Here is an 11,088-nt window from a genome sequence, read left to right on the forward strand (position 1 = left end):
TTCCACCGCATGCCCGCCAAGCTGGCCCTGCTCTGCCCGCGGGAGGATGCCCGCCATCTCGGCGCGGTGCTCGCCACCGCCAATCGGGAACTGGTGGTGGTCACCGCGACCGACGCGGCAGGGCTGGAGCGGACGGTGGCGGAAGCCGGAGGAGTCGACCGCATCGTCGCCTTCCGGACCAACAGCATCGTGCCGGCGGCTCTGCTGCGGCGGGTCTCGGGTCCCTCCTACAACTTCCACCCCGGCCCGCCCGGCTATCCCGGCCGGCATCCCTTCGCCTTCGCGCTGTATGACGGGGCGGCGCAGTATGGCGTCACCGCGCACGAGATGACGCAACGGGTGGACGCCGGCCCCATCGTCGGCGCTTTGTCCTTCCCGCTGCCGGAACTGCCGGAGGCGGACTGGCTGATCGACCGGACCTATACGGCACTGATCCAGCTGTTCGTGATGCTGGCCCCGCAGCTGGCGCTGACCGACAAGCCGCTGCCCCATACAGCTCTGGCCTGGGACCAGAGCCGGCGCTGCACGCGCAAGGCGCTGGATGCGCTGCGCGCCCTGCCGCCGGACATCGGGAGCGAGGAGATGGAGCGCCGCATCCGGGCGCTGCGCAGCGTCAGGTACGAAGGCATCCGCCCCTGCCTGACCCTGCACGGCCGCCGTTTCGTGCTGGAGGAGGATTAGCGCCCCACCCCATCCAAAGCGTCCAGCAGCCGGGACGCGGCGGCGTCCCAGGTGAAGCTGTCCATCAGGTGGCGGGCAGCGTCGCGGCGCTCGCCTTCGGGATCGCGGACGACGCGGGACAGGATGTCGGCCGCGGCGTCCTCGTCCGGGTGCCACCAGTCCAGCCCGTGGAAGGCGGGATAGTAGGCGCTGCTGTAGGGCATCAGCGCCGGGCCGGTGGTGCAGGGGATCAGATGGGCGACGCGGTCATCCAGATAGGCCGTGTAGGCGCTGTGCCGGGGAGCGATCAGGCCGGCGCCCAGACAGCCGGCACGGGTGATCGGCAGGTCCCAGCCCTCGCCATGGGACAGGCTGAAATAATGGGTCGCCATGGCATAGAGGCCGGCGATGCCCTGCTCGTCGTAGCGGTCGGTCAGCAGGGCGATGGGAGCGGCTTCCTCCAGCCGGCGGCCGGTCGCCTGCATGCCCTGCTCGAGCAGCCGGCGGACCTCGCCGACCAGGGTAGAGCCGCCCTTGCCCACTTTCAGGATCAGGATCGCGTCGTCGCCGGCGCGGGTGGCGCGCAGCCAGACCCGCAGCAGCCCATCCAGGTTCTTGCGCGCGACGAAGTCGGAGATGTTGAGCACCCGCACCCGATAGTCCATCACCGCCCGGCCGCGCGGTCCCATGATGGGCAGCGGCCGGGCTCCGGCGTCCGCCGGGTTGGGGGCGATGCCGGGCGGGCAGACGCGGATGCGGTCCTCCGGATGGCCGGCGGCGATCCAGGCCAGCCGGGAGGATTCGGTCGGTACGATCACCAGATCGTGCGCCCGGTTGCAGGCGGCGAAGACGGCCGGGATCCGCGGCCCTTCGAACATGGTGTAATTGATGGTCGGCACGCCGGGGATCGGCTCGACCAGAGGCGGGGTCAGCACGCTGAGCGCCAGACGGGGCCGCAGCGGTTCGCCCAACCGCCGCGCCGCCGCCTGCAGGATCGGGTCGGCGAAGGATGGGCGCCAGCTCTCCTCGCCGGCCAGTCCGGCCAGCCGCAGCGTCTGTCCGCGTTCCATCAGGCTGCGCACGAAATGCTGGGCGAAGTCGCCGTAGCCCGACAGGACCGAGAAGGGGGCCCGCACCAGAAGTCCATCCGGAAGCTGCGGCCGGCCGGCCTCTTCGGCGATCCGGCGATAGAGCCGGGCACGGGCCAGGATGTTCGCCGTCTCGCCGGTCACGGCACCGCCTTCAGCCAGCACCTCCTCCGCCAGATCGGGGCGGCCGGCCGACAGCCAGACCGCGGCCAGATGGCCACGGGCGTCGTCATGGCCGGGCTGCTGCGCCAGCACGTCGGACAGGACCGCGGCGGCTTCGGCATGGTCGCCGTTCGACATCAGCGACACCGCCAGCAACACCCGGCGGTCGGGGTCGCCGGGTGCAAGACGGACGGCGCGGCGCAGGTGACGCAACGCACCGGCTTGATCGCCCAGCCCATGCAGCAGGCTGCCCAGCCGGTCCTGAACCTCCAGGTGGTCGGGCACCAGCGCCGCAACCATGCGGAGCTGGGCGACGGCGTCCATCCGGGCGCCCTTCGCCTGCTGCACCACCGCCAGATTGATGCGCGCCTGGAAGAAGGAGGGATCGAGCACCACCAGATGCGACAGCCGCTCCGCCGCCTCGTCCAGGCGGCCCAGATCGTACAGGATGACGCCGGCGAGGTTGAGCGCCCCGCGATCGCCGGGAACCTCGCGCAGCACCTGTTCGGCCAGAGCCAGGGCATCGTCCCGGCGACCGGCCCGGTAATGCTCTATGGCGCGCGCGGTGTCTTGTCCCATGAAGCGGCTATCCATTGACCTTGCAGGAAGGGGGCGGCGGAAGACGGACGAACGGCGCGGTCTGCCGGCTTTCCGGCCATAGCACGGCATGTTTTTTCGGGTCAACCGGCAGCGGCAAACCGGCGGCGGCGTTCAGGACGGCTTCCGGAATTGCAATCGGCACCGCCCACCGGCCATAAAGGCGCCCTGCCCTTCGCGAGCCAGCCCATGATCCAGCCGCAGACCTTTCTCATCCCCGCTATCCAGGCCCACCAGACCGATCGGCTGGACGAGGCCCGGCAGCTCTACCGCAAGGCGCTCGCGATCGATCCCGCCCAGTGTGACGGGCTGCAACTGCTGGGGCTGGTGGAGAAGCGGTTCGATCGGACCGGCGACGCGGTGGCGCTGATGCGCCGATCGCTGCGGCTGGCTCCCGATTTCACCACCGTGCGGCAGAACCTGTGCCGTACGCTGCAGGGGATCGGCGACCATGCCGGCGCCCTGGTCCTGCTTCGGCAACTGGCGGCCGAACTTCCCGGCGACGCCGAGACCCTGTACCAGCTGGGCGGCACACTGCTGCGGCAGGAGCGGCGGCAGGAGGCCGCCGGCCCGTTGCGCCGGGCCGCCATGCTGCGCCCTGACCATCTGGAAACCCGCATCGGCCTCAGCGAGGCGCTGCTGCTCGATCCCGCCTCGCAGGGGGCGGAGTTCGAGGAGTCGCTGCGCAACGCCCGCGCCTCGGTCATGCTGGGTCCGGACAATGCGGTGGCCCATCTGCAGATCGCCCTGGTGCTGGAGGAGATGGCCCGCGCGACGGAATCGCTGACGGCCTGCCGCCGGACCCTGCGCCTGCAGCCGGCCATGACCGACGCCCGCCACATCGCCGGGATCAACCGGCTGCGGCTTGGCGACTTCGTCGGCGGCATGGCCGATTTCGAGTTCCGCAAGAACAATTCCTGGTTCAAAGCCGACGGAATTCCAATCCCGATCTGGGACGGCCGGCCGCTGCCCGACGATGCGGTGGCCCTGGCCGCCGAGGGCGGCTGGGGCGACATGATCCATTTCGTCCGCTATGTGACGCAGGTCGCCCGCCTCTGCGGCGAGGTGGTGGTGGTCTGTCCGCCGCGGCTGCAGCGCCTGCTGTCGACCGTGCCCAATCCCGGCAACATCCGCTTCAACCCGGAGCGCATGCCCACCATCCGGGCGCGGTCGATGTTCCTCAGCCTGCCCCATCTGCTGGGCTCGACGGCCGACAGCGTACCGAACCTCCCCTATCTGTCGGCCGATCCCGAGCGGGTGCGGCTGTGGACGGAACGGCTGGCCGGACTGGGCGGTCTGCGCGTCGGGCTGTGCTGGAGCAACGGCGACGCCACCCGCGACGCCGACCCCAAGCGCTCCGTCCCCTTCGAGTTCATCCGCCCGCTGGCCGCCATCCCCGGCGTCAGCCTGGTGGACCTGCACAAGCAGGACAACGCCGCCAAGCGCCTGGCGGATGCCGACGAGGCGCTGCTCCACCGCCTGGGTCCGGATTTCGACAGCGGGCCGGACGCCTTCCTCGACACCGCGGCGGTGATGAAGACGCTGGATCTGGTCATCGCCATCGACAGTTCCGTCCTGCATGTCGCCGGCGCGCTGGGCGTCCCGAGCTGGCTGCCGGCGCCCTACCGGATGGACTGGCGCTGGATGAACGATGCGGAGAAGAGCATCTGGTACCCGTCCTTGCGGATCTACCGCCAGGACCGCCAATGGGACTGGTCCGGTCCGATGGCCCGCATCGCCCGCGACCTCGCCCGCGCCGCCGAGGCGAAAGCCGCCGGGCAGCCCGTGGATCTGCTGCCGGCGGGATGAGGGGAGCAGCCGGAGGGATGCCCCCGCTCACCCGCCCCTATCTGTCCCCTTGCGCGCCACGAAGATGATCGGGGTTTCCCAGTGCAGGCGCCGCGCCAGCCAGATCGCAGGTTCCAGCAGGCCGGAGCGGTGGACGAAGGTGACGATGCGCTTGGCGACCGACAGCGCCGCCCAATCGCCGAAGCCCAGCGTGCGCAGGCGCTGTTCGAACACGCCCCAGCCCCAGTCCAGCACCTCCAGCCCGCCGGGATGGCGGCGGAGCCAGCGGTCGAACCAGGGGCGGTCGATCAGGTTGAGGGTGTCGACATAGGAGGGGTCGCGGCCGAACAGCCGAACATAGAGCTTGGCCAGCCCGGCCGGCATCCGCGGCAGCCACAGGATGCCGTAATGCCCCTCCCACCAGGAGCCGTAGTTGGGCACGACGATCAGCAGCAGCCCGCCCGGCTTCAGCACGCGCAGCGCCTCGTTCAACACCGCCGCCGGGTCGCCGACATGCTCCAGCACGTTGGATGAATAGACGATGTCGAAGCTGGCGTCGGGGAAGGGGATCGCCTCGCCGGTGGCGTCGCGCACCGCGTCGGCCGGCAGGCCGTAATGGTCGATCAGCCGGCGGCAGACGTCGAGCGTGGAGCTGTATTCGCCCATGCTCGGCTCGATGCCGTGGATGTCCAGCCCATGGGCGGTGCGCCCGCGCACCACGGTCATGCCGCAGCCGGACCCGACCTCCAGGATGCGGGCCTTGTCGGCGTCGACGCCGGCGGCCGCGGCGGTGCGCCGCAGTTCCGCCACCTGCTCGTCGGCGCGCGCCTCCGACAGCATGTCGCGCACGACGTCGGCAACCGGCACGCGGGTGACGCCGCCGATGAAGCCGCTGTCGATGTAGCCGCGGGACAGCAGCCGGCCCAATTCCTCCCAGTCGGGAGGAAGCGTCCGATCCTCCTGCCCCGCCGCCGCCTCAGGCATTCTTCGTCGCCCGGATCACGAAGATCGTGGCGCTCTTCATCCGGCCCAGCCGGTCCTGGATGCACTCGGCCTTGAAACCGTTGCGCTCGAACAGCGCAATGATCTCCTCGATCGAATAGAAGGTCTTGTAGGGCGGATAGTACCAGTCCTCGACCTGGGCCTGGATCGACACGTTGTCGGCGCGGCGGTTGATCTCCTGCCCCTTCAGCGCGCAGGCGACCTTGGTCAGCCCGGTGAAGAAGCCGCCCACCAGCTTGCGCCGGGCCGGCGTGTCCATGTAGGCGCGGCAGAAATGGCGCACGCCCTCATGCACCGGTGACAGCCAGGTCTTCAGGTACAGGCCGAGATAGACGGTGCCGCCCGGCTTGGTGACGGCCATCAGGTTGCGCATCACCTTCATCGGATCGGGCGCCATCATCGCCACGCCCCAGCACCAGACCAGATCGAACGGACCGAGGTTCGTGTCCAGTTCCTGGAGATCCTGGTGGTGGAACTCGATGTTGTCGCGGCCGAAGCGCTGGGCCTGCTGGCGCGCGGTGGCGAGGCTGTCCGACGACACGTCGACCGACACCACCTGCTCCGCCATTTCCGACAGGATGACCGAGCAGATGCCGTGGCCGCAGCCGGCATCCAGCGCCCGGCCGATCTGCCGCTCGGTCAGAGTCTCCAGCATGTACTTCTTGGTCTCGTCGTAGATCGGCACGAAACGGGGCCAGAAGTCGTCGTAGAATTCCTTGGTCGCGAGATCCATGGGGCTGCCCTCCCGCCCGTTGAGGGCGTCCTTCGGTCGTGATGGTGGTGGTCTTTAAGGGGTGCCGGACGAACTCGTCCAGGGAGAATAGGCCTTGATCCGCCGCGCCGCCGCGTCCGGTTCGACGAACAGGCGGGCGTTGCGGTTCAGCAGGGCCGCCAGCTGGCTGTAGCCGCTCTGCGCGCTGACGCCCAGCACGTCGGCGTTCATCAGCACGTGGAAGTCCTGCAGGAACTCCAGCCCTGTCCACGGCTGTACCGCCCCGTCCTTGGCCAGCCCGTCCTTCACCAAATGGTCCAGCGAGACCGGCGCGAATTCCGCGAAGTCGGCGATGGTCGCCGGATCGTCGGTGGCGATGTAGAGCACCGGCCGGTCCAGCGTCGGCCACAACGCCTTCAGCCAGTCGACGTACCAGGAGGTCTCGGTGATGGTGTAGCGGAACCAGACGAAATCGCCGCGGCGGATGTGCAGGGCCACCACCGTGTTGCCGCGGTCTTTCAGCGCCTGCATCACCGGATCGACATGGGGCAGCCATTCCGGCCGCGGCCGCAGCCAGGACTGCACCCGCTCGCGCCATTCCTCGCGATGCTCGAACAGGAACAGCGGCGAGAGGATGTCGACGTTCGGACGCGGATCGTCGCGCCGCCCGGTCACCAGATCGTTCAGGATGCGCCGGGCGAAATGCATGGGCTTCAGCCCGCCCGAGGGCCGGGGATCGTCGAGGTCGAAGTAATGGCCGCCGACCCAGTCCGGCGTCTCCAGCCGGTAGCCGAATTTTTCGGCGTAGAGCCGCAGCAGCACATATTCCAGCACATTGTGGGCGAAGCGCCCATGGGTGGCGAGCGTGGAGGAGCAGATGCGCGGTTGCGACGGGTCGGGGTTGGCCGGCCGTTCCAGCCGCTTTCCCTGCCGGGCCAGGACCTGTTGCAGTCCCGCGATCGACTTCACGGTGAAGAAGCGGCTGCCATGGCCGTGCACCCCGGCCAGAACCTCAACCGCCCGGTCGACCTCGCCGGCCGCCAGCCAGCTTTCGGCGATGGCGGTCAGGCATTCGATGCGGAAGGCGTTGGGATCGGCGAGGTGGGGATAGCGGTAGTCGGCGAAGAAGCGCCGCGTTTCCTCGTAACGCCCCTGGCGCGCCAGCAGGGCCGACAGCATGTCGATGGCGCCAGCGACATCGCTGCCCGGTCTGGTCAGCGCCAGACGCAGCACCTGCTCCGCCTCTCCTTCGCGGCCAAGGCCGGTCAGCACGTCGGCCAGCCGGGTCAGCGACAGATTGACGCCGGCACGGGCCGCGCGGACATAGCTGTCGACCGCCGCATCGGCCAGCCCGGCGGCATGCTGGGCGTTGCCCTGGTTGTAGAGGGTATCGCCCTGCTCCGGTTCTATGACGAGCGAGCGGCGGAAACAGACCAGCGCTTCGTCCAGCCGGCCGAGTTCGATCAGCAGATTGCCCAGCTTCGCGTGGGGAGCGGCGAAGTCCGGCCGCAGGGCGAGCGCGTTCCGCTGGCTGCCCTGCGCCAGGGCCAAGGCGCCGGCATCGACCGCTCCGCCCTGGCGCAGGGCGATGCCCAGATCGTGATAGACCTCGGCACGCTGGGGATTGAGGCGCAGCACGCGGCGGAAGGACGCGGCCGATGCCGACCAGTCGCGCGGGCCGCCGCGGCTGCACAACAGGCTGGCGAGGCCGTGATGCGCCGCCTCCAGCGCCGGGTCGATCGCCAGGGCGCGGCGCTGTGCCGCCGCCGCCTCGTCGACCCGGCCGAGTTCGGACAGGATTCCGGCCAGGTTGCAGCAGGCGTCGGCCATGTCGGGGGCGATGTCGAGCGCCGCGCGGATCAACTCCAGCGCCTTGTCCCGCCGTCCCTGCCGGCGTTCGGCCAACCCCAGCAGATGCAGAGCGACGGCGTTGCGCGGATCGACCTCCAGGATGCGCAGATAAAGCGCGCACGCCTCGTCCAGGCGGTCGGCGCGGTAAAGTCCGACGGCGATCTGCAGTGCTTCGGCGACGGTGGTCATAACGATCCGTGCTGTGCGGCTTCGGCGCAAGAGAGCGGCAGGCCAGTTCGGCGCGCACCCTATCGTCACCGCATAGGCACATCAACCGAGTTGATGACAGTACCGGAGCATATCCCGCCACCCGCGCCCTTGGCGGGACGCGATCTCAAGAACCTTGCCTTGCCCGGACCCATTGAGGATAGTGCCCGATCATCAACGCCGTACAGATCAAGGGTCGGTCCTTTGCGCAAAGTTGCCCTCATCACCGGCGCCACCGGCCAGGATGGCGCGTATCTTGCCGAGCTTCTGCTGGGCAAGGGCTACATCGTCCATGGCGTCAAGCGCCGGTCCTCCTCCTTCAACACGGGCCGGGTGGAGCATCTCTACCGCGACCCGCATGAGGAGGACGTGCGCTTCTTCATGCATTACGGCGACCTGACCGACAGCACCAACCTGATCCGCCTGGTCCAGCAGATCCAGCCGACCGAGATCTACAATCTGGCGGCCCAGAGCCACGTCCATGTGAGCTTCGAGACGCCGGAATACACCGCCAACGCCGACGGCATCGGCACGCTGCGCCTGCTGGAGGCGATCCGCATCCTGGGCCTGGAAAAGACCGCCCGCTTCTACCAGGCCTCCACCTCGGAGCTGTACGGCAAGGTGCAGGAGACGCCGCAGCGCGAGACCACGCCCTTCTACCCGCGCAGCCCCTATGCCGCCGCCAAGCTGTACGCCTACTGGATCACGGTGAACTACCGCGAGGCCTACGGCATGCACGCCAGCAACGGCATCCTGTTCAACCATGAGGGGCCGACCCGCGGCGAGACCTTCGTCACCCGCAAGATCACCCGCGCGGTGGCGGCGATCGAGCATGGCCGGCAGGACTGCCTGTATCTCGGCAACCTGGACGCCAAGCGCGACTGGGGCCATGCGCGCGACTATGTCGAAGGCATGTGGCGCATCCTGCAGCAGGACGAGGCCGACGATTACGTGCTGGCCACCGGCGAGACCCACAGCGTGCGCGAGTTCGTCGAGTTGGCCTTCGGCCACATCGGCCGCGGCATCGAGTGGCGCGGCGAGGGCGTCGACGAGGAAGGAGTCTGCCAGAAGACCGGCAAGGTGGTGGTCCGCATCGATCCTCGCTATTTCCGCCCGACCGAAGTCGACCTGCTGCTGGGCGATCCCAGCAAGGCGCGCCAGAAGCTGGGCTGGACCCACACCACCGCCTTCCGCGATCTGGTGCGGGACATGGTCGAGTCGGACATGCGGCTGGCGGCTGACGGCGACGATCACCGCTGACCCCGCTTCCGCGACCGATAGGGCGCTGTTCATGACCATCGGAACGACGACCCGAAGCGAACCGAAGACCGCACTGATCTTCGGCGTTTCGGGCCAGGACGGCGCCTATCTTGCCCAGCTTCTGCTGGGCAAGGGCTATACGGTTCACGGCACCTCGCGCGACCGGGAGATGTCGAGCTTCGCCAACCTGCGGCGGCTCGGCATCTTCGGCCGGGTCGCGCTGCATTCGGCCGTGCTGACCGACTTCCGCAGCGTGGTCGAGGTGATCGCCCGGGTCCGTCCGGCCGAGATCTACAATCTCGCCAGCCAGGCCTCGGTCGGTCTGTCCTTCGAGCAACCGGTCGAGACGCTGAACAGCACCATCAACAGCACCATCAACATCCTGGAAGCGATCCGCTTCCTGAAGCTCGACGCACGGTTCTACAATGCGTCGTCCAGCGAATGCTTCGGCAACACCAGCGACCCGGCCGACGAATCGACCCCCTTCCATCCCCGCAGCCCCTATGGCGTGGGCAAGGCGGCGGCCTATTGGGCGGTCGCCAATTATCGCGAGGCCTATGGACTGTTCGCCTGCTCCGGCATCCTGTTCAACCATGAATCGCCGCTGCGCCCGGTCCGCTACGTCACCCAGAAGATCGTCCGCGGCGCCGCCGATATCGCCGAGGGCAAGACCGACAGCCTGGAGTTGGGGACGCTGTCGATCGCCCGTGACTGGGGGTGGGCGCCGGAATATGTCGACGCCATGGCCCGCATGCTGGCCCATGACCAGCCCGAGGATTTCGTGATCGCCACCGGCGAGGCGCACCGGCTGGAGGATTTCGTCGAGCAGGCCTTCTCCTATTTCGGACTGGACTGGCGCCGGCATGTCCATGGCAACGCCGCCCTGCTGCGCCCGTCCGACATCGCCTTCAGCGTCGGCAACCCCGCCAAGGCGGAGCGGCTGCTGGGCTGGCGCGCCGAACGCCGGATGGCCGAGGTGGTCATGGGGCTGGCCGACGCCGAGATGGCGCGCCGCGCCGCCGACTGATCCCGATTTTCGACCCCCTTTCTTCCGGAGAACACACCTCATGTCGGCCAAAAGCAGGCTGGTCATCAATGTCGAGGTCGACGACCGCACCGTCCTGTTTCCCGACGGCAAGTTCCTCTCCCATATCGCCTTGAGCGAAGAAGGGTCGGCACAGGACGGCGCAGTCCGGATGGAGGGCATCTTCCTGTTCAACGAAAGCAGGCTGGGACCGGAGATCGCGACCCTGCCGGAAGACGATGCGCGCGAACTGGCACGGTCGATCCTGGACGCGGTGTTCCAGGGACGGACCCAGCATGTCCTGTCGGAGACCGCGAAGGTCGCCGTGGTCTTCAACCCGAACGGTTTCGTCCTGCGCTTCGGCGAGGGGGACGCCCTGCGCGAACTGTTCATCGGCTCGCCCGCCATCATCCGTCTGGCCCAAGGCATCCTGCGCATGGTGGATCGCCTGTCGGCCCTGCCCGCCCACTGATCCCGAGCCCCATCCTCCCCTTGCGGCGGCGGGAGGACCCGTAAAACAAAAAGGCGGCAACCGGTCCTCCCGGTCGCCGCCTTTTCTTTTGCCCGTTCCGAAGCTGCCGGATGGCGGGCTGCGGTTCAAAGCAGCCGAACGTCAAAAGAAAAGGGCGCCCTTGCGGGCGCCCTTCCCTTTTACCGCGATGCTTCGTCGCCGGATCAACCGAGGTTGATGTCGGAGAGCGAGAGCACCGTGCTGTTGTACACGCCGAGCAGACGAA

The 11,088-nt window shown here is 68.6% G+C and carries 9 protein-coding genes; 5 read left to right on the top strand and 4 right to left on the bottom strand.

The genetic code is table 11. The features are described 5' to 3' along the window. Window positions 1-9 precede the first annotated feature (9 nt). Window positions 10-681, top strand: a complete 672-nt coding sequence (locus TSO5_RS03175; protein WP_109150205.1) for a formyltransferase family protein — start codon at window positions 10-12, stop codon at window positions 679-681. Here TSO5_RS03175 and TSO5_RS03180 read toward each other — a convergent pair. Further along, window positions 678-2,489: a tetratricopeptide repeat protein gene (locus tag TSO5_RS03180; protein ID WP_247870569.1), complete on the bottom strand. Its 1,812-nt coding sequence runs from the start codon at window positions 2,487-2,489 to the stop codon at window positions 678-680. The two genes, TSO5_RS03175 and TSO5_RS03180, sit on opposite strands and share 4 nt — an antisense overlap. 207 nt (window positions 2,490-2,696) lie before the next feature. On the opposite strand from TSO5_RS03180, the gene TSO5_RS03185 reads away from it, so the two are divergent. After that, window positions 2,697-4,316, top strand: a complete 1,620-nt coding sequence (locus TSO5_RS03185; RefSeq protein WP_109150207.1) for a hypothetical protein — start codon at window positions 2,697-2,699, stop codon at window positions 4,314-4,316. 27 nt (window positions 4,317-4,343) lie between these two features. Here TSO5_RS03185 and TSO5_RS03190 read toward each other — a convergent pair whose 3' ends face one another. The 3 genes from TSO5_RS03190 to TSO5_RS03200 are packed head-to-tail and all read right to left on the bottom strand — an operon-like array spanning window position 4,344 to window position 8,049. Further along, window positions 4,344-5,279, bottom strand: a complete 936-nt coding sequence (locus tag TSO5_RS03190) for a class I SAM-dependent methyltransferase (protein WP_109150208.1) — start codon at window positions 5,277-5,279, stop codon at window positions 4,344-4,346. Beyond that, window positions 5,272-6,030, bottom strand: a complete 759-nt coding sequence (locus tag TSO5_RS03195; protein ID WP_109150209.1) for a class I SAM-dependent methyltransferase — start codon at window positions 6,028-6,030, stop codon at window positions 5,272-5,274. Before TSO5_RS03195 ends, TSO5_RS03190 begins: the two co-directional genes overlap by 8 nt. A 54-nt stretch (window positions 6,031-6,084) precedes the next feature. After that, a complete protein-coding gene (locus tag TSO5_RS03200; RefSeq protein WP_109150210.1) occupies window positions 6,085-8,049 on the bottom strand; it encodes a tetratricopeptide repeat protein in 1,965 nt (654 codons plus the stop codon). Window positions 8,050-8,271: 222 nt separating this feature from the next. Between TSO5_RS03200 and gmd the strand changes: the two genes are divergently transcribed. Genes gmd through TSO5_RS03215 form a run of 3 tightly spaced genes read left to right on the top strand, consistent with a single transcriptional unit; the run spans window position 8,272 to window position 10,823 of the window. Next, window positions 8,272-9,327 carry a GDP-mannose 4,6-dehydratase gene (gene gmd / locus TSO5_RS03205; protein WP_247870570.1) on the top strand — a complete coding sequence of 352 codons (1,056 nt, stop codon included), beginning with the start codon at window positions 8,272-8,274 and terminating at the stop codon, window positions 9,325-9,327. A 31-nt stretch (window positions 9,328-9,358) separates the two neighbouring features. Beyond that, on the top strand, window positions 9,359-10,354 hold the full coding sequence (locus TSO5_RS03210; RefSeq protein WP_109150212.1) for a GDP-mannose 4,6-dehydratase: 996 nt from the start codon (window positions 9,359-9,361) through the stop codon (window positions 10,352-10,354). A 40-nt stretch (window positions 10,355-10,394) separates the two neighbouring features. Then, window positions 10,395-10,823 carry a hypothetical protein gene (locus TSO5_RS03215; RefSeq protein WP_109150213.1) on the top strand — a complete coding sequence of 143 codons (429 nt, stop codon included), beginning with the start codon at window positions 10,395-10,397 and terminating at the stop codon, window positions 10,821-10,823. The last annotated feature ends 265 nt before the right edge of the window (window positions 10,824-11,088 follow it).

Source organism: Azospirillum sp. TSO5 (assembly GCF_003116065.1).
Classification (GTDB): domain Bacteria; phylum Pseudomonadota; class Alphaproteobacteria; order Azospirillales; family Azospirillaceae; genus Azospirillum.